Consider the following 22,183-nt stretch of genomic DNA (forward strand, 5'->3'; position numbering starts at 1 on the left):
TCGGTCGTGACGTGCTGTGCTGCTCTGGGGTCAGATCAGGCCGGGGATCACCTCTTCGGACTGCTCGGAGAAGGCGTCCTCGGTCTGGGCGAGGTAGTCGGTCCATGCGGTGGTGTCCCAGACCTCGACCCGGGAGCCTGCGCCGATGACGGTGCACTCGCGGGCTAGACCGGCGTAATCCCGCAGGACCGAGGGAATCGTGACGCGGCCCTGCTTATCCGGAATCTCATCGGAGGCGGCGGAGAGGAAGACGCGCTGGAAATCGCGGACCGCGCGACTCGTGACGGGAGTGTCACTCATGGCCGTCGTGATGCGCTCAAACTCGGCCATGGCAAAGACGTAAAGGCAGCGCTCCTGGCCGCGAGTCACGACCAACCCGCCTTCTAGGCCTTTGCGAAATTTCGCCGGCAGGATCAACCGGCCCTTGTCGTCGAGGCGCGGGTAGTGGGTGCCGAGAAACATCGACAACCACCTCCTACGTCCACCGATAGATCCACTGCTCACCCGATTCCCCCACCCTACTCCACTTTCCCCCACCACGCAGGCTCCGGGCAGGCATTTCTTCCCCTTATCGGGATTGCGGAGCGAGCATTTGTGCAGGTCAGAAGCCATATGGGGACGAGTGGTGCATGGTGGGGAGGATTCTGCGCACTCGCACGTTCTCAGGGCGGGATCGCGGGTTTGTGAGCACCGCTCCGGCGCAATCCGGCCGCTCCGGCGGCGATCGGGGAGCAAAGTGGGGAATCTGATACTCCGATGGCCACGAATCAACAACTGACCCTTCTCATGCGCAATCCAGGACCATCAGGCAGGATCAACTCATGCACAACGGCGCCCCAACTCAGACCGCTCCGCCCGGCTCGTCGACGTCTGAGGACGACGCCGCCGAGCTGCGCACGGTGGCGGGTGCCATTCACCGGGCCGTCTCCTCGGTCATCGAGGGAAAAAGTGAGGTCCTGCGGACCGCAGTCACCGTGCTGCTCGCGGGCGGGCATCTCCTCATCGAGGATGTGCCTGGCGTCGGCAAGACGATGCTGGCCAAGGCATTGGCCCGATCCATCGACTGCCCGATGAGGCGAGTCCAGTTCACCCCCGACCTCCTGCCCAGTGACATCACGGGCGTCAGCGTCTTTAACCAAGACACCCGCACGTTCGAGTTCCGGCCTGGCGCGATCTTCGCCAACATCGTGGTCGGTGACGAGATCAACCGCGCATCGCCCAAGACGCAGTCGGCCCTTCTTGAGTGCATGGAAGAAGGCCAGGTCACGGTCGATGGCAAGACCTATACGTTGCACCGCCCGTTCATGGTCATGGCCACGCAGAACCCCATCGAGATGGAGGGGACTTTCCCGCTGCCAGAGGCCCAGCGGGACCGGTTTATGGCCCGCATCTCGATGGGTTATCCCACGGCAAGCGCCGAGTTGGCCATGCTGGGATCTCACGGGGGTAGTTCCCCGCTGGATGACCTGCGGCCGGTGACTGATGGTGAGACCGTGGCCAGGCTGTCCGCCTCCGTCCGCAATCTGTATGCCAGCCCCGAACTACAGCAGTACGTCGTCGACCTCATGGCCGCGACCCGCACCACCAGCATGCTGCGCCTCGGCGCATCCCCCCGAGCCTCCCTCCAACTGCTCCGGGCGGCACGGGCGCACGCCGCTCTCGAGGGCCGCGGCCACGTCATCCCGGAGGACGTCGTGACCCTCGTCCCGACCGTGCTGGCCCACCGGGTATTGCCGAGTCCCGAGACCCAGGTGGCTCAGCGCAGCACCACCGACGTTCTGCACGACATCGTGCGCCGCGTCCCCGTGCCACGTGCCACCCACCATTGATCATGGCCCGCAGCCGCCGACCCCACACCCTGACCACGCGTGGGCGCGCCATGTTCGCCTGCGGGGTGGTCTTGCTGCTGGCGGGAATTCTGCTCGGCTTCCGTGACATCACTCGTATCGGTGTGCTCCTGCTCCTCCTGCCGATCGTGGCGCGCCTCGTCGCGCGCAGCAGGTCGCCGCGCTTAGCCGTTGACCGCGCCATCACGCCCACCAACGTGCAAGCCGGCGAGTCAGCCGAGGTCTCGGTTGAATTCACCAACGTGGGCGAGCGCTCGACGACGCTGTACTCCGCCGAGGAGCAGGTGTCTCCTGCGCTGGGCGAATCGCCGCGCTTTTTGCTGCCGCGCCTGCGCCCGCAGCATCGCCGCCGCATCACCTATTCCGTCACGTGCCAGAGGCGCGGCCGGCATCACCTCGGACCGGTCGCTTTACGTCAAGAAGACCCGTTCGGCCTCACCCGTATCGAACTCACGGTGCGCAGCCTCGGTGAGATCGTCGTACGCCCCCACGTCGAGCCACTCGGCCAAGGCCAGCCGGCCGGCGCCGGGTTCGGCATCGAGGGCGAGACGCCCCAAATGATGGCGCTGCACGGCGAAGACGACGTCAGTATCCGCAACTATCGCGATGGTGATGACCTGCGGAAGGTGCACTGGCCCGCGACTGCCCATCGCGGCGAACTCATGGTGCGACAAGAAGACCGTCCAGCCCGCCGATCTGCGGTCCTGCTGCTCGACTCGCGGGCCTCCGGGCACTCGCCTGGCGACTACTCCGCGTCCTTCGAGTGGGCGGTCAGCGCCCTCGCCTCCGTGGCGGTACGCCTCTCTGGGATGGGTTATGTCCTGCACCTGGCGACTCGGGAATCTCTCGAGGCTGGTCGACTCGACGTCGATCTCGGCAGCGAAGAGGTCTTGGATGAGCTGGCTCGGGTCGAGCCTGGCAGCGACAGCGACCACGAGCGACTGATGCACGCCGTGCAGGAACTGGCCGAACGCACCGGAGGCATCGTCGCAGCGACAACGGGTGCTGGTGGCATGGGGATGACCGACTTGGCGACGCTTCGTCGACCCGGCACCACAGCGCAGGCCCTCATCGTGGATCGAGATTCCTTCATCGCCGGATCCGCCGACGTGGGGCCCTCGACCCTGGCCCACCAGACCGTCCTTCACCAAGCGGGCTGGCGTGCGATCCCCATCACGGCGCATACCGAGATCGCTCACGCCTGGGCCGTGCTCACCGCCACCGGACGCGCAATCGTGAGGTCCTGATGGGTAGCGACGGCGCGCTGAGTCGGGTTCGCCTGCCCGAAGCCATCCTTGGTGCTCTGGCGGTCCTCGTCGCGAGTTGGCCGTTGACCAACCTGCTCGACAGCCCGCAGTGGTTCAAGCCGGTCGGCGCCCTCCTGATCCTGGTGGTGGGTTTGGGCTGCCTGGGTCGCTACCTGCGGTGGTCCACGTGGGTCACCGGACCCGTCCAGGCCCTGGGTGCGCTCACTGGCACCTACGTCATCCACCTGCGCGACTACCTTGCGCCCTCGGAGTGGTACGCCATGCCTGGCGCCGCGAATGACCTGTTCCTTGATGCGGGCGAGACGCTCACGACGTATTCCGCTCCCGCTCCCGTGTCGCCCGGGGTCGCTTTTCTCTTGACCTTGTGTCTGCCGCTGGTGGGTGTTCTGGTTGACATCCTGACCGCGTCGCTGCGGATGAGCGCCGCAGCGGGGCTCCCCCTCCTTGGCGTCTTCCTCTTCTCGACTTCCAACACCGGTGACGCGCTTAACCCGATCTATTTCCTAGCCCTTGCCGCTATCTGGCTGGGGATGCTGTTGCAGCAGTCATTACGCCGGATGCGCCGGTGGGCTTCGACCGAGGCGTATGCCCGCACTCCAGAGCGCGGCGACGACCGGCTCGGTCTGGGCGCCTTCTCAGCGAGAGCGCGCTGGATGGGCGTGCTGGTCTTGGCACTGGCGGTCGCCGCGCCGCTGGCGATTCCGCACCTTCCGACGCAGTACTTCGCCGACGGCCTCGCGCAACGCGAACAAGCCGACAACGCATCCGTGGGCTTCACCGACAATCTTGATCTCTCCAAGGACCTCAACAGCCGGGACCAGTCGCCCATCTTGACCTACGCAACGACCGATATCGCGCCACCGCCGCTCAGGGTCCTGACGGTGTCCAACTATGGCGACGGCAACTGGACGCGTCGCGATCAGGGTGGCCAGCGGGAAGGGGTCAATGGACAACGGATACCGGCGCCGGTGGGCTTGTCCCAGGACGTCGATCGTGATCTCGAGCGAATCAATGTGGTCGGAAACAGCCTCGACCGGCCCTACCTTGCGTCGCCGTGGCCGGTGAACTCCGCTGACCTTCAAGGAAGTTCGTGGTACTACGACCCCGAATCGAGCCAGCCGCGGACTCGTAGCCGGACACCTGAATACAGCGTCACGTACGAGAACCTCGACGCCGATGCCAGGCCGGCGGGCGAAAACCAGTCACCCCCAGTCTCGGCCGAAACCTTGGCCGTTGACGCCAGTTCGCGCTCGCGCATCGAGCAGGCCGTTCGGTCGGCGACAGCCGGCGCGGCGAGCGAGTCCCCGTTCGACCAGGCCATCGCGATGCAGGAGTGGTTACGCGACCCCGAACAGTTCACCTACTCCCTGACCCTCGCCTCTCGCAGGAACGGTGAGAACGGCCAACCGCTCGATCCGCTGAGCAACTTCCTGGAGACCAGGAGGGGCTACTGCACGCAGTTCTCGACCGCGATGGCCATGATGGCGCGCAGTCAGGGCATCCCGGCACGGGTGGCCATCGGCTTCCTTCCCGGCACTCCCACGGGCACGTCCAACCTTCAAGTTCGCGCCGCGGACGCGCACGCGTGGCCAGAGCTTTACTTCGCCGGTCTGGGCTGGACCCGCTTCGAGCCGACGCCCGGCAGTCGCTCAGGAGACGTACCGGCCTACACGCTGCCGCAGGCCGACGCCGCGCCGAGCACCACGGCGACCGACCGGCGCCAGGAGCCAGACCTCGAGTCCGAACAGCCGCAAAGCGCCGCACCCGCGCCCAGCGCGGCCCCCACTCAGGCGCCCGCACCTCTTCAGGAAAGCACCACGCTCTCCTCACCATGGCTCTGGTGGGTGGTGCTGGCTCTGGTGGTCGGTGGACTTGGTGCGCTGATCCTCCCGCTCGCGGCACGGTGGAGGCGAGAGCAGGCCATCCGCGAGGCGCGTCATCCGCAGCAACAGATCGAGGCGCAGTGGACCGGGATGGAGGCCCGACTACGTGATCTCGGCATTGAGGGTCCCGGCGACCGAAGCCCGCGGCAGATGGAGCACCACTACCGCAGGCACGCCTCCCTGGATGAGGGCGGAAAGGAAGCACTGCATCGGGCGACGCAGACGTTGGAGCGATCCCGCTATGCCCCCGTAGAGCGGACGACGTCCGGAATGGATGAAGACGTCGCCCGCATCGTGTCCGACATCCGCGAACGCGCGTCGTTCCCGACCCGACTCTCGGCGACGCTCTTTCCCCGAACTGGACGCGACGCCGTCCGCGGTGCGATCTCCAAGATCCTCACGGCGCCTGCCAGGGTCTGGCGGCGCCACCAGAAGTGACGCGCCTGACCCTTAGTCCAGGTCTTAGTCCAGGTAGTCGCGCAAAACCTGGGAGCGCGACGGGTGGCGCAACTTGCTCATCGTCTTGGACTCGATCTGGCGGATGCGCTCACGAGTGACTCCGTAGACCTTGCCGATTTCGTCTAAAGTCTTCGGCTGTCCGTCGGTCAATCCAAAGCGCATCGACACCACGCCCGCCTCGCGCTCGGACAGCGTGTCCAGCACCGAGTGCAGTTGCTCCTGAAGGAGGGTGAAGCTCACCGCATCGGCGGGCACCACGGCCTCAGAGTCTTCGATGAGATCGCCAAATTCCGAGTCGCCGTCTTCACCCAACGGGGTGTGCAGTGAGATCGGCTCGCGTCCGTATTTCTGGACCTCGACGACCTTCTCCGGCGTCATGTCCAACTCGGCGGCGAGTTCTTCCGGGGTGGGCTCACGGCCAAGGTCCTGCAGCATCTGCCGCTGGACACGGGCCAACTTGTTGATGACCTCAACCATGTGGACCGGGATACGGATGGTGCGCGCCTGGTCGGCCATCGCCCGGGTGATCGCCTGACGGATCCACCACGTGGCATAGGTCGAGAACTTGTAGCCCTTGGTGTAGTCGAACTTCTCGACCGCACGGATGAGACCCAGGTTGCCCTCCTGGATCAGGTCAAGGAAGAGCATGCCGCGGCCGGTGTACCGCTTCGCCAGCGAAACGACCAGCCGCAGGTTGGCCTCAAGCAGGTGGTTCTTGGCCTTCTTGCCGTCCTGGGAGATCCACCACAACTCGCGCTTGAGTTTTTGGTCGACCTTCTCGCCCGAGTTGAGTTTTTCCTCAGCGAACAGACCCGCCTCGATGCGCTTGGCCAGGTCAACTTCCTGCTCTGCGTTGAGCAGGGCGACCTTTCCGATCTGCTTGAGATAGTCCTTGACCGGGTCTGCCGTCGCACCGGCAGTGACGACCTGCTGAGCCGGAGCGTCAGTGTCGTCATCCTGGCGGATGACGAACCCGCCGCCTTCGGTCTCATCGCCTGAAGAGGTAACCGGGCCCTTCGTCTCTTCAACGTCGTCGGGCGCCGTCGGCTCCAGGGCGGCAGCCTTCTTGGCCGCCGCAGTCTTCTTCGCGACTTCCTTGCGGTTTCCGGCGGCGGCTTTCTCGCTGGCGGTGGCCTTGGCCGACGGCGCGGCCTTCTTCGCCGCAGTCTTTGAGGCGGCGGCCTTCTTGGTCGCTGGGGTCTTCTCGGCGGTCTTAGCGCTCGCCTTGGCCGACGGCGCGCTCGACGCCTTGGCTGCAGTCTTCTTGGCGGCGACCTTCTTGGTCGCGGTCTTCTTCGTCGCGGCCGCGGGAACGGCGCGCTCGGAGGAGGTCGACGAGCCGGTGCGTGTGCGGCCTTCAAACTCGTCTGACGGGTTCGACGCTGGTGTCACGAACTACCTTCCAGGGGCGGTCGGGCTGTGGTGCCGGTTGGGCAGGCACCACTGGTGAAGCCGTCGGCAGACGGCACCCGGGTCTTGTGGGGAGCAATGCGGGGCGGTGCTGATGACCGGTGATCGGCGGTCTCGGCGCGTGCTCTATGACCATTATAAAACGACACCCCGACGTGCCTGTTCAACCGCCTCCCCTATGGGCTTGTTCCCGAGGCCGCTCGCCGCCTCGACTTAACTCGCGGAAGCAGCCTTCACCGCAAGGACAGGGCACGCCGCGTCGAGCAGAATTCGCTGCGCGTTGGAGCCCAAAATCAGCTTGCCGACGGGCGTACGGCGACGCAGGCCGATCACGATCAGTTCGACGTCATCGGTCTCGGCTGCGGCCAAAATGTCTTCCGCAGGGTCGCGAGTGTGCTCAAGCTCGCGACGTTCGACGGACAGTCCGGATTTTTCGGCCTCATTCAGCACGCCCGTCAGTTCCGGTCCGCCGTTGCTGGAATCCAGTACGAGCAGCCGCGACCCCGATCGGGTGGCTTCCTCAGTCGCGCGCGCCAGCGCAGCGCGACCTTCAGCAGTCGGGACAAATCCCACGAGCACGGTCATTCTTGGCCTCCTGGTGCAGCACGGTGATGGTCATTGGCAACCGTCGAGGGTGACGCTACCCGACGCGTACGCCGACGCGGGGCTCCAGTCGCGCAAGCTGGGCAGCGAGAAGTTCCGAGACTTGATCGGTCTCAATGAGAAATCCGTCATGCCCACTTGGTGAGCTAATGACCGCTACCGGCTCGCGGTCTCGAGCCGTGGCCATAGTCCGGGACAAGCTCAGCGGAAACAGTCGGTCACTATCAACCCCGGCGATCAGCAACTCGCCAGGAAAACGGCGTAGTACGGCGGCGATGCCACCGCGCCCTCGTCCGATGTCGTGCGTCGCCATAGCCCTCGTCAACACGACATAGGTGCCAGCATCAAATCGGGCGGCCAGCTTGCCTGCGTGGTGATCTAGGTAGCCCTCAACGGCGAACCTTCCTCGTCGAAGTGGGTCCTCCCCCGGCTGTGGGCCCGGCCCAAAACGCTCTTCGAGCTCGTCGGCACAGCGATATGTGGTGTGCGCGATACGCCGAGCCAGACCAAGGCCACCGTCCGGGCTGCGGCCCGTTGCGTAGTAGTCGCCCTGGAGGTAATCGGGGTCCAGTTCAATGGCCAAGGTCTGCGCCCGTCCCCACGCAATCTGATCTGCGGTGGCTGTCGCGCAACTGGCAATGACGGCTGCGCCTCGCGTCCGGTCGGGAAAGGTGGCAGCCCACTCCGCGGCTCGCATACCGCCCATGGATCCGCCGACCACGAGAGCCCAGGCGTCGATGTTGAGCAGGTCAGCAACCCGCGCCTCGGCGTGAACCTGATCGCGGATGGTCACCTGCGGAAATCGTGATCCCCAGGGCTTGCCGTCGGGAGCGATGGTGGATGGTCCGGTGGTGCCGCGACAACCGCCGAGAACATTGGTAGCAACCACACACCAGCGATCTGTATCGATCGCCGCGTCGGGCCCCACGACCCCCGGCCACCATCCTGGCGTCGGCTGCCCTGGGCCAGCCGCACCCGAGACGTGGGCGTCTCCGGTCAAGGCGTGCTCGATCAAGATGGCGTTGCTGCGATCGGGCGCCAGCGTGCCCCAAATCTGCACAGCGACGACGACATCGGGCAGCACGCTGCCGTCCTCGAGGGGCAGGTCGCCGATGGCCAGGCCAAATGCGTGCGGATTCGCTTCGGGACCGAGGGGCACAGTGGCCACCGCGCAGCGCACACCCGCGACGGTGGTCAGTGGGTCTTGCATGTCATCGCCTCGCTCCCAGGTTTTGGGGCGCTAGCGCCCCGCGCTTGTCGATATCGCTATCGACCCTGTCCTCACCCGGGGCACCCCACCGCGGTGGAGGGTTGCCGCTCAGCGAGCCGGGGCTTGGCGCTGAGACTCTTGACGGGTCCAACGATAGCAGTCCGGCGAGACTCCTCAGGAGTGGATTCACGGTGTGAGAACGGGATGCCCAGTCCCATCGCTTGGCCGGATTCCGTGCTGGATGAGCTGCATCAGCAACCGAGCCAAGGCATAGTCCGGATCGGCGTCGAGGGCACGCTCGAGAGCAATCGTCGCTAACGCTCCCCCACCGTGCTGCCAGCACCAATAGGCAAGAACGCACGCGGGCGCCGCCACGAGTTCAGTGGGAGCGCACGTCACCAACGCCCGCAGACGATCCTGTGCGTCGACCACCGCGCCCGGGTCGCTGATGGCGAACCCGGGTTGATGTCCATGCTCTCGCAAGGCTGCGTCCAACTCTGGACACAAGCCGAGATCGCCAAGGTGATCTGGCACCAACCACCCCAGAAGGTGGTCGCGGACCTGGCGATCTTGGATGCCCTCCAGCATCTCGCGGAGCACCCAGACAGGAAGGTCGGTCACGGCCGCGGCGTCCTCCCGGAGGTCCAGGACATGACCCAGCGCTCGCGCATACCGGTCGGGATTGAGCGGCGGGTGCTGCGCGGCACCTACGGCTTCGACGACATCAGTGCGCGGTCGTAGGGACGCCACGAGCTGCTCCCGGTCACGCGCTGGCGCGCGCCCTTCGAAGACACGGTCGGCAAGGGCGGGGATCAGAGTCCGGTCCGGCACCTCTGACCAACCCTGCGGGCAGGTCGAGCCGCATCGGCAACTGGCCACACTCCAACGCGCTGGCGAATCCCCCTCGTCGGGGCTGACCAGGACCAGATGGCGCAGGGGAACGCCTTGCTCACGCAGGCGCGCGGTCACCTCCCGGGCGAGAGAGCGTCCGGCGCCGGCCGTTCCGAACCTGATCAGTTCGCACCAGTCCGGGTCCGCCCGTCCGATCTGCTCAGCGAGCATGGCTGACACATCGGTCCACGAACCCGGATCAAGACCACCATCGCCATAACTGGACAGGAAGAGCCCGGCGGGGCCACAGCCCACCAGGATCAGAGAGTCGCTGGGGTGAAAGCCCAGAAGATCCGGCGTGATGGCGACCAACTCGCCGAGGCCGTGCAAGGTGTGATGCCGCGTCTGAGCGGGGGTGGAAGTCATGACGACGACCTTGGCGCCGCGGAGGGCATGCTGTCCCTCATCACGTCGGGGCTGTGGACAGCCTCGTCCGTCGGCCCGTTGCTGTCCACGCCTGTGGACAGACCGAGCTGGTGGGTAGGTCCGGCTCAGCGCACCCGTTGGCCCTTGATGGTGCCCTTGCCGCGGCGCTCCCATTCCAGGAACGCATCGGTGTCGCTGACAAGTGCTGAGGCGAACCAGGCCAACACGACGGCGTCATCCACGAGCCCCACCACGGAAAGCAACGCCTCAGGCAGCAAGTCCACCGGTGACACGACGTAAGCCGCCGCCGCGGCAAGTGCGGCCACGCGCAACGGCGAGACGCCGTCGTACTCGCCGGACACGGAGGCCTTCACCATGCGGGGGACGGCCGACATTCGCATTCCCAGGCTCGGCGCGCCAGGCTGGCTCGCGCGGCGTACGGCCTCGGAGAGTTGCCGCACAGCCGACCACTGCATCTGACGTGGTGCCATAGCGATTGCTCCTAGGAAGTGATCGAGCGACGGGGCGTTAACTCGTCGCGGGCGTTGGAGGCGATCCGGTTGAGCAGGAAAAGGTCCACACCGGCGCCGATGAATCCGCCCGCTAGGGGAATGGATTTGCCCAGGCGCGCCAGCACCTGCCCGCCGAGACGGCTGGCGAGTCTGAAACCCACGGCCTTGTTAAGAATCATGAGCGCTGCCGGTGGCAGCTTTCGAGTGGCGACACCGGTGATACCACCGGTCGCGGTTAACCCGGCCTTTTTCATGACTTCCCCGGCGTCGGTGCCAATCAACGTCAGCAGAACTGCGGAACGCACCTCACGCTGGTCGATGTCGTAGCCGCGGATCGCCGCGATCGCGGCGGTCATGCGAGTGGACAGCAGGTAGAACCCCATGACATTGGCGGGCACCGCCACCGGCATCGTCACCAGTCCCCCTACCCCGGTGACGAACCCGGCACTTGCCGCGAGTTTGCGATGGGTCGCGATGACGGCGTCCACGGCCCGCTCCGGGTCCCCACCGTTGTCTTGCAGTGCCGAGCGGGCAATCTCGTGAGCCGAGTCGAATCGAGACTTGCCGTCGAAGCCGGTCTGGAGCAGGCGCTCGACGAGCGAATTGGCGAACGTATCCATCGTCCCCCCGTCACCAGGCTGGGGCTGCTTTTCCGAGGAGCGCTTCGCGCCGATACCGAACATGCTGGACATTCTGCCAGCGCGTACCGTAATCACCATGCCCGCACCTCGTGACGAGAACGCCGCCTTCACCGCCTATGCGCACCCTGAACGGCTTGTCAGCACCTCCTGGTTGGCCGACCAACTCGCGGCCGGAACACCCGACTTGGTGGTTCTGGAATCCGACGAAGACGTGCTGTTGTACGACAGTGGCCACATCCCCGGCTCCTTCAAACTGGACTGGCACACTGATCTGAACGATCCGGTCGTGCGCGATTACGTCAGTGGCGAGCGATTTGCCCAGGTCATGGCAGAGCGCGGTATCAGCCGCGACACCACGGTCGTGATCTACGGCGACAAGTCCAACTGGTGGGCCGCGTACGCCCTGTGGGTCATGTCGTTGTTCGGCCACGAGGACATCCGCTTGCTCGACGGCGGCCGCGCCGCCTGGGTCGCCGAGGACCGCCCACTCACCCGCGACAAGTCGGCGGCCAAGCATGCCGATTACCCCGTCATTGAGCGCGATGACTCGCAGATTCGGGCCATGCGTGCGGACGTCCTCAACCACCTTGGCGGGCCGTTGGTTGATGTGCGCTCGCCCGGTGAATTCAGTGGCCAGTTGCTGCATATGCCGGACTACCCCCAAGAAGGCTCTCTCCGCGGCGGTCACATTCCCGGTGCGCGCTCAGTGCCTTGGGCTCGCGCGGCCGCCGAGGACGGCCGATTCAAGCCTCGAGATGAACTCGCCGCGATCTATCTGTCCGAACAGGGCCTGGATCCCACCGAACCAACCGTCGCGTACTGCCGCATTGGCGAGCGCTCCTCGCACACCTGGTTTGTCCTGACCCACCTGCTCGGCTTCGACCAGGTGCGCAATTACGACGGGTCATGGACCGAGTGGGGCAATGCTGTCGGCCTTCCGGTTGAGCAAGGCGCGCCCGGCGAGCCCGCTCGATGAGCGACCTCCCGGCGCCGCTCGCCGAAGTCATCGACGATTTTCAGGCGCTCTCTGAGCCAGACCGGCTGCAACTTCTGCTGGAGATGAGCGACGAGTTGCCGGACTTGCCGCCCCGTTTCGACGACGTCGAGATGGAACAGGTTCACGAATGCCAATCGCCGCTCTTCCTGGCCGCCGAGTTAGAGCGTGATCCTTCAGGGGATGAGGTCGTGCGCCTCTTCTTCAAGGCACCGCGCGAAGCCCCGACAACCCGCGGCTTCGCAGGCATTTTGCATGCCGGTCTCGACGGGCAGAGCGCGACCGCGGTGCTCGCCGTGCCGGACGATGTCCCCTTCCGGATCGGGCTCTCGCAGGCGGTCTCACCATTGCGGATGCGCGGCATGGTCGCCATGCTGGCTCGCATCAAACGTCAGATTCGCGACATGTCTCCCGGGAGCGTTAACGCGCCCCGCCCGACCTAGGTAAGGTTTCGCGTATGTCCAAGTCTTCGAAGGCCCCTCTGGGGATTGGCGCCGCACTGGCGTTGCTGGGTCTCATCCTGCTCATCGTCGGGCTCTTCGCCGGTGGCGGACCCACGCTGAGTAAGTTCCAAAGCGGTGGAACCGTCACCGCTGAGGATGGTGGCTTCTCGCTCTACAGCACTGATCAAGGTGCGCGTAGCGCGGCCGTATGCACCGCCTCCAAGGACGGCGAGGATTCCGCCCTCGGGCGCCCGTCCGAGGACTTCAAGGTCTCCTCGGACGGCTCCGACTACTACGAGGTCGCGCGCGGCGGTGACCTCGCGGCAGGCAGTTACACGGTGAACTGCACGGGCAGCGACGCCGAACTTGCGGTCGGACCGAGCGCCGACGACCTCGGCGGCAGCGTGCTGAAACTGGTCGGCTTCATCCTCGGTCCTATCTTGCTTCTGGTCGGTATCGGCATCGTGCTCTTCAGCCTCTCGAAGGCCAAGAAGGCACAACCTGCCGGGGCCGTCGCTGCCGGTGGCGCTGATCAGGGCTACGGGTACGACCAGGGTGGCTACGGCCAGCAGAGCTACGGCTACGGCCAGGACCAAAGCAGCTACGGCCAGCAGCAGAGTTACGGCCAAGACCAGGGTGGCTACGGCCAGCAGAGTTACGGCCAAGACCAGGGCTACGGCCAACAGCAGGGGTACGGCTACGGCCAAGACCAGCAGGGCTACGGGCAGCAGCAGAGTTACGGCCAAGACCAGGGCTACGGCCAACAGCAGGGGTACGGCTACGGTCAAGACCAACAGGGCTACGGCCAACAGGGCTACGGTCAACAGGGCTACGGCCAGCAGCAGAGTTACGGTCAAGACCAGCAGGGCTACGGTCAACAGCCCCAGGCTCAGGACTCTTCGCAGCAGCCAGCGCCATCGTGGGGTGCACCGCAGCAGGACGCACAGGCTCAGCCCGCCAGCCAACAGCAGCCTCCCGGCCAGCAGCCTCCGGCTGATGAGCACGAGGCGCCGACCCAGGCCATGCACCGCATCGAGGGCGACGACGTCCACGACCAGGCCACCCGAGCGACTCCAGCCGTCCCCGAAGACGGCCAGGACAGCGACGGAAGTTCCTGGCAGCGTCCGCCAGGGCAAAACTGAACGAGCACGTACCGCGAGCCCCGCACCGGCAGGATCCGGTGCGGGGCTCGCTGCTCGTCGCCGTGGTCCGGGTTCCTGGCTCTCCCTCGCTTGCCCTCTATCGGGACCGCGGCCTGGTCGCCGAAGGCCGTCCCGAAGAGATCGCCTCCACCGTCGCGAAGCTCCAGGACACGAGCGCAATCCGGGTGTGCTGGTGGAATCGTTCGGTAGCGACCGAGCTGGTCCGTGCCGGGTTGCGCATCTCCCGATGCTGGGATGTTCAAGAAGCTCATCGGCTCCTGTGCGGGGGCTGGTCCGCGGCGCCTGATGAAGTGTGGGCGAACGCCGTGGCCCTGCCGATGAGCGAGCGTCCAGCGCCGCTGGCTGGTGACCTGTTCGACGAACCCGCGCAGGTCGGTGGCCCGCTCGTGCGGCCGGATGGCTACCTGGATCCACGCGTCCTCGGTGACGAACGACCAAGCGCGGATGACCTCGCCGAATGGGCAGAGCTGCTGTTTCAGGTGGTCGCCCGCCAGGCCGAACAACTTCAGGCGCGCTCCCCTACTGCCGTGAGCACGGCCCTGTCCGAGTCAGGCACCAGCGTCCTGATCACCGAGTTGGAACGCGACGGGGTACCCATCGAGCGCGCGCGGCTCACCGAGTTGATCACCCAGGCTGCAGGCGTACCACCCGAGTCGGAGCGGCATGCGGCCCAGCTGCGCGCCGACCGAGACGATGTCGTACGCCGACTAGTGCCCGGCCGCGAGCGCACCGACCTTCGCAACCCTGCCCAGGTTCTGGAGCTGCTGCACGCAGTCGGGGTCAAGGTCGAGGACACCCGTGCCTGGCGGTTGGAGGCACACCGGCACACTCATCCAGTCGTCGAAGCTCTACTGGGGTGGCGCAAGGCCGAGCGCATCGCCACGACCTACGGCTGGGGTTGGCTGCAAGCCCACGTGGGGCCAGACGACCGACTTCGGGGGCCGTGGACGACCTGCGACGGCGGTGCCGGACGCATGACCGCAGGGGCGGGCCTGCATAGCCTCCCTGCCCCACTTCGGCCGGGCGTCGCGGCACCTGCGGGCACTGTGTTGGTCCGGGCGGACCTGGGCCAGGTCGAGCCTCGTGTGCTCGCAGTCGTGTCCCGCGATGAGGAGTTCGCCCGCGCCACGCACGAGGACGACCTCTATGCGGTGGTGGCAGCGCAGCTCGGTGTCGAACGGTCCATCGCAAAAATCGCGGTCCTTTCAGCGATGTACGGCCAGACCACCGGGCCGGCTGCAGCCGCACTTGAGCGGATGAAGCGCACGTATCCCACGGCGATGGCGTACCTCGATGCAGCCGCGGCGCAGGGTCAGCGCGGCGAGGCGGTCCAGACCTATGGCGGACGGCACATTCCCGTGACCCAGTCGGCGACGGCCGAGCAGGCACGCGCGGTAGGACGATTCACCAGGAATGCTGTCGTTCAGGGTGCGGCTGCCGAGTTATTCAAGGCGTGGGCTCTGACCGTGCGGCATGCGCTGTGGCAGCAGGGCGACGGGACTGGTCGGATTGTGCTCATGCTGCACGACGAACTGCTGATCGAGGTGCCCCAGAATCAGGCGGACGACACCGTCACTCTGGTGCACCACACCTTGACCGACGCGGCACGACGCTGGTCAGGTGGAGCACCTGTCCGATTCGTCGCCGATGTCGCCATCATCCACCGCTGGTCAGAGGCCAAAGGCTGACCTCTGCTATTAGCGCAGGAAATCAGGCCCGTCGTATCGGTTGTCGCTCTCCGGGCTTTCATCGCCGGGAGCCTCTTCACGCAGAAACTCCTCGAGCTGTGCACCGATTTCGTCGGCACTTGGCAACTCGGCCATTTCCGCCGCGAGCAGGCTCTTACGGTCGCGGCCCTGAACGAATCTGTCGTATTGCTCTTCCAGCCCCGAGACCACCTGAGTCGCCTCCGGGTTGTCCTCGATCTGCTTAGCAATGTCCGCGCGGTTGAGGCCCGCCTGCGCTGCTAGTTCCACAATCGGAATCGCGAGGCCGGTCACTCCGTGGACGGCTTCCAAACCGGCAACCGCGGCGTCGCCGAACTCCGTCTGCGCCAGGTAGTGGGGCACGTGCAGTCCGAATCCGACTGTATCCGTTCCGGATTCGGCCAGCCGCAGGTGGAGAAGATTCTCCAGGCTCGCCGGAATCTGGACCTCGCCGAAGACCGGGTCGTTCTCGGGGATCAGGGTGCGGTCACTCGCGTAACGAGTCATTCCGACTGGGCGAGTATGTGGAACCGCCATCGGAATGCCGTGAGCGCTGACCACCAGGCGCACGCCGAGCATACGGACCAGTTGTCGCACGGCTTCGACGAACCGCTCCCACTGATAGTCCGGCTCGGGACCGGTGAGCACGAAGAAACCCGTGCCTTCATCATCGACCACTCGGTGCAACAGGATGGAGGGGTCTTCGTAGTGCGACATGTGATCGCTACTGAACGTCATCACGGGGCGTCGACCGCGATAGTCGAGCACCTGGTCAACGTCGAAGGACGCCACAATCTCCGACTCGCAGGTCTCCAGAATGTGATCGGTCATCAACTTCTGGGTGAAACCGGCATCGAGCAGTCCGCCCAGCGACACGATGAGGGTCGAGGCGGGCAAGTCGGGACGGGAGACATCGGTCTCCAGCCGGTACAGCTCGGCGGGGTCCAGCACGTGAAACTCCTGGTAGTCGGATCGTCTGCCCGGTCCAACGACACACCGGACCGGGTGATTCCCTACGAGGCGGGAACGGCCTCGCCGTGACCGAGGTCACGCAGCGCGCAGCGGAGCCGATCCGCCTGCTCGGCAAGGAGGGTTTGGTCCTGTCCACGGGTCGCTTGCGCGAAGGAAATGTCGGCCTCCCCCGTAATGGGGAACACGTGCAGGTGCAGGTGCGGAACCTCAAAACCCGCGGTAAGCAGGGAGACTCGCGGCGCCTCGAAGGCAGCGCGCTGCGCTAACCCGATGTGCTGAGCGACGCTGGTCAGGTGGTGCAAGAGGTCGGGATCGGCATCCAGCCACTGGTCGACCTCCTGCCGCGGCACCACGATGGTGTGGCCATCAGTGATCGGGTCGATCACCAGGAAGGCCACGCATCGATCGTCCTGCCAGACGAAATGGCCGGGGATCTCGCCCTCGATGATCTTGGTAAAAAGAGTCGCCATGACCACGAGGGTATCCGGGGCGGCGCCGCCGCTGTCCGAGGTCAGCTCGCAGCGGCCTCCACGGCGTCCATCGCGGCATAGATGCGCTTTTCGGATATCGGATACTTGGTGCCCAACCGTTGGGCAAACAGGCTCACACGCAATTCCTCAACCATCCAGCGCAATGCGACGACGTCCTGATCGAGTCGGCGCGGCGGTGATAGTTGGGCTAGCAGATCGGTCCGTTCGCGTTCGACTGTTGCCACGATCGCGGCGCGTTCGTCGTCCCGGGCGAGGTCGGTGGGCGCCTTGTCCAGTCGTTCGACCATGGCGCGCAGGTAGCGGTCCAGGTCACGCAGGCGGCCAGCTCCGGTACCGGCGACGAACCCCGGATAGATGAGCGTTCGATGCTGTTCACGCACCTCATCGCGCAGGTCCGCGACCGAGGCCTGCACCATCCGCTCCAACCGCAGGACGACCTCGCGGCTGTGATTGAGCACCGGCACCAGCGCGTCTACGACGTCGATGACCCGAGGCGCCACCTGCTGCTTCACCAGGCGCAGCGCCTCATCGAAGGCCTCAGGGGTACGCACCTCACCTTGCGGCATCTGGGCAACTACCGCGTCGACCGCCGCTGCGAGGCAATCGTCAAGCAGGTCTTGCATCGACCCATGCGGGTAACTCCCGAGGGCAAGGCGTTGAGCGTTAGTGAGCAGCCCAAGGATTCGCGGCCAGGGCACATCCGTGCCTAGGAGCAACAGGCGGCGTACGCCCAGGCGACTGGCGACGTCGCTCTCCTGCCGGGTCGGAAGTACTTGCACCGCAACGGAATCACCGTCGTCAACCAGCGCGGGATAGCCCTGCACGACGCGCTTTCCACGCTTAACCTCAAAGGTCTGCGGCAGCGGTCCCACCGACCACGAGGTGAGACCGGACTGTTCGACGGCCGACGCAGCCTGGGCGATTGTGCTGCGCACGCGACCAGCCAACTGCTCCTTTAGTCCGGTGAGGTCCTTGCTCTCTGCGAGTCGCTTCCGGCGATGGTCCTCGACACGGAATGTCATCCGCAGGTGGTCGGGAACCCGATCCCAAGCGAAGTCCGTGGGCGAAACTGCTGCGCCGCGAGCGCGCAGTGCACCGGCAAGGGCGTCCTCAATCGGCCCGTCGTCCGGGCTGATCGTGGCCAACGCGGCGCGGGCATGATCCGGGGCAGGCACCACACTGCGACGAATCACCTTGGGGAGCGATTTGATCAGAGCCACGGCGAGGTCTTCTCGCAGTCCGGGAACGAGCCAGTCGAATCCGTCATCGTCGATCTGGTTGAGCTGCTCCAACGGAATGTGACAGGTGACCCCGTCCGCCTCGGTCCCCGGTTCGAACTGATAGGTCAGCCGAAGCCGAATGTCGCCGTAATGCCATGACTCGGGGTACGACGCAGTGTCGACAGGGTCGGCCTCATCCCGCATCAGGAGGTCACGGCTGTAGGTCAGCGCGTCCGGGTCCGACCGGCTTGCCTTCTTCCACCAGGCGTCGAAATGCGCTGCTGATACGACAGATTCGGGAATGCGGGCATCGTAGAAGTCGAAGAGCTCAGCGTCATCGACGAGCAGGTCGCGGCGCCGGGTCCGCTCCTCTAGCTCAGTGACCTCCTGCACCAACGCCTGGTTGTTGCGATGGAACGCGTGCCGGGTTTCCCAGTCCCCCTCCACGAGTGCATTCCGGATGAACAATTCCCGCGATAGGTCTGGGTCGATCGCGCCGTATGCCACCTGCCGCCCAGCCACCAGGGGCACGCCATAGAGCGTGACGCGCTCTGCCGCAACCACCGAGCCGCGCTTCCTGGACCAGTGAGGCTCCGCGTACGACCGCTTCACCAAGTGCGCGGCGGCCTGTTCAACCCATGCAGGGTCGGTCATGGCGTTGGTGCGTGCCCACAACCGAGTGGTCTCTACCAGTTCTGCGGACATCACCCAGTCGGGCTGACGACGAAAGAGCGTCGATCCGGGCTGGATCGAAAACCGCGCGCCACGTGCACCGAGGTAGTCGCGCCGATCGCGGTCGCGGAGGCCGACGTGCGACAGCATCCCGGTGAGGAGCGCCTGGTGTATCTGGTCAGCGGACGCCTCGTTGTCGTTGCGCGACAGACCGGCTTGCTTGCACGCTTGGCGCAGTTGGGTATGCAGGTCTTGCCACTCCCGTACTCGCAGATAGTGCAGGAATTCTCGCTTGCACATCCGGCGAAAAGCGCTGCCGCTCAAGGACTTCTGCTGCTCTTGGAGATACCGCCACATCGTGAGGTAGGTGATGAAGTCACTCGCGTCGTCCTTGAAGCGAGCGTGGCTCTGATCGGCTTGAGCCTGTTTGTCACTCGGTCGCTCGCGTGGGTCCTGTATCGACAGACCCGCCACGATGATCAGGACTTCCCGGAGCGATCCGTTCTCGGCGGCAGCCACCAGCATGCGCCCCATGCGAGGGTCGACGGGCAACTTGGCCAGGGTCCGGCCGTATGCCGTCAGCCCGGCTCCTCGCTGAGCGTGGCCACCCGACTCGATCGCATGCAACTCCTCCAGCAGCCGCAGGCCGTCGGCAACCTGGCGGGAGTCCGGTGGCTCGACGAACGGGAACCTCTCGATGCTGCCGAGGCCAAGCGACTTCATCTGCAGGATGACCGCGGCCAAACTCGTGCGCAGCACCTCCGGGTCGGTGAACTCGGGACGAGCCTCAAAATCGGCCTCGGAGTACAACCTGATCGCGATGCCTTCGGCCACTCGACCGCACCGCCCTGAACGCTGCTTGGCCGAGGCCTGCGAGATGGGTTCGATCGGCAGGCGTTGCACCTTGGTTCGCTGGCTGTAGCGAGAGATGCGCGCGGTGCCCGTGTCCACGACGTATCGAATGCCTGGCACGGTCAGCGACGTCTCGGCCACGTTGGTAGCCAGCACCACTCGCCTCCCGCTGTGCCGACTAAACACGCGGTGCTGCTCCGCCGCGGACAACCGTGCAAAAAGTGGGAGGATCTCGGTCTGCGGAAGGCGCAGTCCTTCGAGCGCCTCGGCGGCGTCCCGAATCTCTCGCTCGCCAGAGCAGAAGACCAGGATGTCCTCGGGCTGACCGTCGGCCCGCGCCTCGGTCCACAACTCCTCGACCGCCTCGATGATGCCTGTCACCTGGTCGATATCGACCTCCGCCTCGCCCTCGTCGCGTACGAGCGGTCGATAGCGCACCTCGACCGGGAAGGTTCGGCCTGAGACTTCGATAACCGGCGCCGGAATACCTTGCTGCGCAAAGTGATTCGCAAACTTCTCGGGGTCGATCGTCGCTGAGGTCACGACGACCTTGAGATCTGGTCGACGTGGGAGAAGTTGTTTGAGGTACCCCAGGATGAAATCGATATTGAGCGAGCGCTCGTGTGCCTCGTCAATGATGATCGTGTCGTAGCGACGTAGGTCGCGATCTCGGCGCATCTCCGACAACAGGATGCCGTCGGTCATGACCTTCAGGAGCGTGTCGCGCTGTGCTTGCTCGGTGAACCGAACTTGATAGCCCACCTGCTGCCCGAGCTCGACGTCGAGTTCTTCGGCGACCCGTTCAGCCACCGACCGCGCAGCGATGCGGCGAGGCTGGGTGTGCCCAATCATTCCATCGATACCGCGCCCCAGTTCGAGGCAAATTTTCGGTAGTTGGGTCGTCTTTCCCGATCCGGTCTCCCCCGCCACCACCACGACCTGGTGATCTCGGATCGCGGCTTTGATCTCCTCGCGAGCCGCCGAGACCGGCAACTCCTGCGGATAGGTCAGCGTCGGCACCAACCCCAGGCGGCGGGTACGCCGCTCCTCCCGCTGCTGCGGCGTCTCCTGTCGCGGCCGCTGCGGACGCCGACGCCGCCCACCACGTGGTGGTGGGCGGCGATCGGACGCAGAAGCAGACACGGTTGCAGATTCTCTCAGGTCAGGCACCGTCGACGACACCGAGATTGGCGCGCCCCACCCCGTCGGGTCGCGGCTCAGGGTCTCGACAAGCTCGACCGGCGTAGGGTCAGCCCTTGGCGGCTGCGAATCCCTGCTCAAGGTCGGCCAGGATGTCATCGATGTGCTCGATACCCACGGCCAGTCGGACCAGTCCGGGAGTCACCCCAGCGGCCAGCCGGTCCTCGTCGCCGCCCTGGCTGTGCGTCGTCGACGCCGGGTGAATCACGAGCGAGCGCACGTCACCGATATTGGCCACGTGGGAGTGCAGCGTGACCCCTTCGACAAATTTGCGTCCGGCCTCAATCCCTCCCGCGATCTCGAACGAGATGACTGCGCCAGCGCCGCGTGGTGCGTACTTTTGTGCCCGCTCGTAGTTGTCGCTCTCCGGCAGCGATGCCCAAATGACCTTCTCGACCTGCGCGTGCCCCTGGAGGAACTCGGCCACCTTCGCGGTGTTCTCCAGATGACGGTCGATCCGAAGGCTCAAGGTCTCGATGCCTTGGGCGATGAGGAAAGCGTCGAACGCCGAGGACGCCGGGCCCAAGTCACGAAGCAACTGCACCCGCGCCTTGAGAATGAAGGCGAGGTTGGCGCCGAGCGGACTGCCCACACCGAGGTCGCGGGCATAGACGAGCCCGTGATAGCTCTCCTCGGGCGTGTTGTAGTTCGGGAACTTCTCGGGGTCCTTGGCGTAGTCGAAGGTGCCGCCGTCGACGATGACCCCAGCGATGGTGGTGCCGTGGCCGCCGAGGTACTTGGTCGCGGAGTGCACCACGATGTCGGCGCCGTGCTCCAACGGGCGGGTGACATACGGCGTCGCAATGGTGTTGTCGATGACGAGGGGTACGCCCACCTCATGGGCAACCGCAGCCACGCCTTCGATATCCAACACCTCGCTCTTGGGGTTGGCAATCGACTCGCCAAAGAACAACTTGGTGTTGTCCCTCGCCGCGGCACGCCACGACTCCGGGTCGTTGGGGTCCTCGACGAACGTCACCTCGATGCCGTACTTCGGCAGGGTGTACTTCAAGAGGTTGAATGTGCCGCCATACAGCGATGGGCTGGCCACGACATGGCTCCCCGCCTCAGCGATGTTGAGGATCGCGATCGTCTCAGCGGCTTGACCGCTGGCGACCAACAGGGCACCGACGCCGCCTTCGAGGCTCGCGACACGCTGCTCGACGGCATCGTGCGTCGGGTTCATCAATCGCGAATAGATGTTGCCGAACTCCTTGAGCCCGAACAGGTTTGCGGCATGCTCAGTGTCATTGAACACATACGACGTCGTCTGATAGATCGGGAGGGCTCGCGCGCCCGTCGTGGGGTCGGGCGCTTGGCCGGCGTGGATCTGGCGCGTCTCGAAAGACCAGTTGGGAGTGGTGTCAGTCATGGCGAACT

18 protein-coding genes and 1 riboswitch are annotated in these 22,183 nt (G+C 65.5%); of the genes, 7 read left to right on the plus strand and 11 right to left on the minus strand.

Going from position 1 to position 22,183, the window contains the following annotated elements:
• Positions 1-30 precede the first annotated feature (30 nt).
• Positions 31-462 carry a division/cell wall cluster transcriptional repressor MraZ gene (mraZ, locus tag F562_RS0107275; protein WP_018156285.1) on the minus strand — a complete coding sequence of 144 codons (432 nt, stop codon included), beginning with the start codon at positions 460-462 and terminating at the stop codon, positions 31-33.
• 359 nt (positions 463-821) lie between these two features.
• Between mraZ and F562_RS0107280 the strand changes: the two genes are divergently transcribed.
• From F562_RS0107280 to F562_RS0107290, 3 genes are read left to right on the plus strand one after another with little or no spacing between them, the layout of a single operon-like run.
• Positions 822-1,829, plus strand: coding sequence for an AAA family ATPase (locus tag F562_RS0107280; protein ID WP_018156286.1), 1,008 nt, complete (start codon positions 822-824; stop codon positions 1,827-1,829).
• Between the two features lie 2 nt (positions 1,830-1,831).
• Positions 1,832-3,094 carry a DUF58 domain-containing protein gene (locus F562_RS18390; RefSeq protein ID WP_040385255.1) on the plus strand — a complete coding sequence of 421 codons (1,263 nt, stop codon included), beginning with the start codon at positions 1,832-1,834 and terminating at the stop codon, positions 3,092-3,094.
• Positions 3,094-5,436 (plus strand): transglutaminase TgpA family protein, encoded by a 2,343-nt coding sequence (locus tag F562_RS0107290; RefSeq protein ID WP_018156288.1) that lies wholly within the window; start codon positions 3,094-3,096, stop codon positions 5,434-5,436. The genes F562_RS18390 and F562_RS0107290 overlap by 1 nt, the downstream gene beginning before the upstream one ends.
• Before the next feature lie 24 nt (positions 5,437-5,460).
• On the opposite strand, the gene F562_RS0107295 is transcribed toward F562_RS0107290, so the two are convergent.
• From F562_RS0107295 to F562_RS0107320, 6 genes are all read right to left on the minus strand, one after another.
• Positions 5,461-6,849, minus strand: coding sequence for an RNA polymerase sigma factor (locus tag F562_RS0107295; RefSeq protein ID WP_018156289.1), 1,389 nt, complete (start codon positions 6,847-6,849; stop codon positions 5,461-5,463).
• Between the two features lie 231 nt (positions 6,850-7,080).
• Positions 7,081-7,452, minus strand: a complete 372-nt coding sequence (locus F562_RS0107300; protein ID WP_018156290.1) for a universal stress protein — start codon at positions 7,450-7,452, stop codon at positions 7,081-7,083.
• Positions 7,453-7,507: 55 nt separating this feature from the next.
• On the minus strand, positions 7,508-8,680 hold the full coding sequence (metX, locus tag F562_RS0107305; RefSeq protein ID WP_018156291.1) for a homoserine O-acetyltransferase MetX: 1,173 nt from the start codon (positions 8,678-8,680) through the stop codon (positions 7,508-7,510).
• A gap of 35 nt (positions 8,681-8,715) precedes the next feature.
• Positions 8,716-8,824, minus strand: a riboswitch (SAM riboswitch).
• A gap of 42 nt (positions 8,825-8,866) precedes the next feature.
• Positions 8,867-9,937 carry a DUF4192 domain-containing protein gene (locus F562_RS0107310; protein ID WP_018156292.1) on the minus strand — a complete coding sequence of 357 codons (1,071 nt, stop codon included), beginning with the start codon at positions 9,935-9,937 and terminating at the stop codon, positions 8,867-8,869.
• A 125-nt stretch (positions 9,938-10,062) separates the two neighbouring features.
• Complete coding sequence (locus F562_RS0107315; protein ID WP_018156293.1) at positions 10,063-10,428, minus strand: YkvA family protein; 366 nt, start codon at positions 10,426-10,428, stop codon at positions 10,063-10,065.
• A gap of 11 nt (positions 10,429-10,439) precedes the next feature.
• The gene (locus F562_RS0107320) at positions 10,440-11,168 is read right to left on the minus strand and encodes an EcsC family protein (RefSeq protein ID WP_245553624.1); all 729 of its coding nucleotides are present in this window, start codon (positions 11,166-11,168) and stop codon (positions 10,440-10,442) included.
• Between F562_RS0107320 and F562_RS0107325 the strand changes: the two genes are divergently transcribed.
• From F562_RS0107325 to F562_RS0107340, 4 genes are read left to right on the plus strand one after another with little or no spacing between them, the layout of a single operon-like run.
• On the plus strand, positions 11,167-12,066 hold the full coding sequence (locus tag F562_RS0107325) for a sulfurtransferase (RefSeq protein WP_040385586.1): 900 nt from the start codon (positions 11,167-11,169) through the stop codon (positions 12,064-12,066). The two genes, F562_RS0107320 and F562_RS0107325, sit on opposite strands and share 2 nt — an antisense overlap.
• Positions 12,063-12,527: a SufE family protein gene (locus F562_RS18395; protein ID WP_018156296.1), complete on the plus strand. Its 465-nt coding sequence runs from the start codon at positions 12,063-12,065 to the stop codon at positions 12,525-12,527. The genes F562_RS0107325 and F562_RS18395 overlap by 4 nt, the downstream gene beginning before the upstream one ends.
• A 14-nt stretch (positions 12,528-12,541) precedes the next feature.
• Positions 12,542-13,669 carry a hypothetical protein gene (locus tag F562_RS20910; RefSeq protein WP_018156297.1) on the plus strand — a complete coding sequence of 376 codons (1,128 nt, stop codon included), beginning with the start codon at positions 12,542-12,544 and terminating at the stop codon, positions 13,667-13,669.
• A gap of 38 nt (positions 13,670-13,707) precedes the next feature.
• Positions 13,708-15,378, plus strand: a complete 1,671-nt coding sequence (locus tag F562_RS0107340) for a DNA polymerase (RefSeq protein ID WP_018156298.1) — start codon at positions 13,708-13,710, stop codon at positions 15,376-15,378.
• 9 nt (positions 15,379-15,387) lie between these two features.
• Here the strand turns inward: F562_RS0107340 and F562_RS0107345 are convergent, their stop codons facing one another.
• From F562_RS0107345 to F562_RS0107360, 4 genes are all read right to left on the minus strand, one after another.
• Entirely contained in the window at positions 15,388-16,347 is a 960-nt protein-coding gene (locus F562_RS0107345) for a proteasome assembly chaperone family protein (protein ID WP_018156299.1), read from the minus strand.
• 62 nt (positions 16,348-16,409) lie between these two features.
• Positions 16,410-16,838, minus strand: coding sequence for an HIT family protein (locus tag F562_RS0107350; protein ID WP_026181085.1), 429 nt, complete (start codon positions 16,836-16,838; stop codon positions 16,410-16,412).
• Positions 16,839-16,879: 41 nt separating this feature from the next.
• Entirely contained in the window at positions 16,880-20,902 is a 4,023-nt protein-coding gene (gene hrpA, locus F562_RS18405; RefSeq protein ID WP_083915489.1) for an ATP-dependent RNA helicase HrpA, read from the minus strand.
• Positions 20,853-22,175 carry a bifunctional o-acetylhomoserine/o-acetylserine sulfhydrylase gene (locus F562_RS0107360; RefSeq protein WP_018156302.1) on the minus strand — a complete coding sequence of 441 codons (1,323 nt, stop codon included), beginning with the start codon at positions 22,173-22,175 and terminating at the stop codon, positions 20,853-20,855. The genes hrpA and F562_RS0107360 overlap by 50 nt, the downstream gene beginning before the upstream one ends.
• Positions 22,176-22,183: the final 8 nt, after the last annotated feature.

It is taken from the genome of Demetria terragena DSM 11295 (genome assembly GCF_000376825.1).
In the GTDB taxonomy this organism is placed as follows: Bacteria; Actinomycetota; Actinomycetes; order Actinomycetales; family Dermatophilaceae; genus Demetria; species Demetria terragena.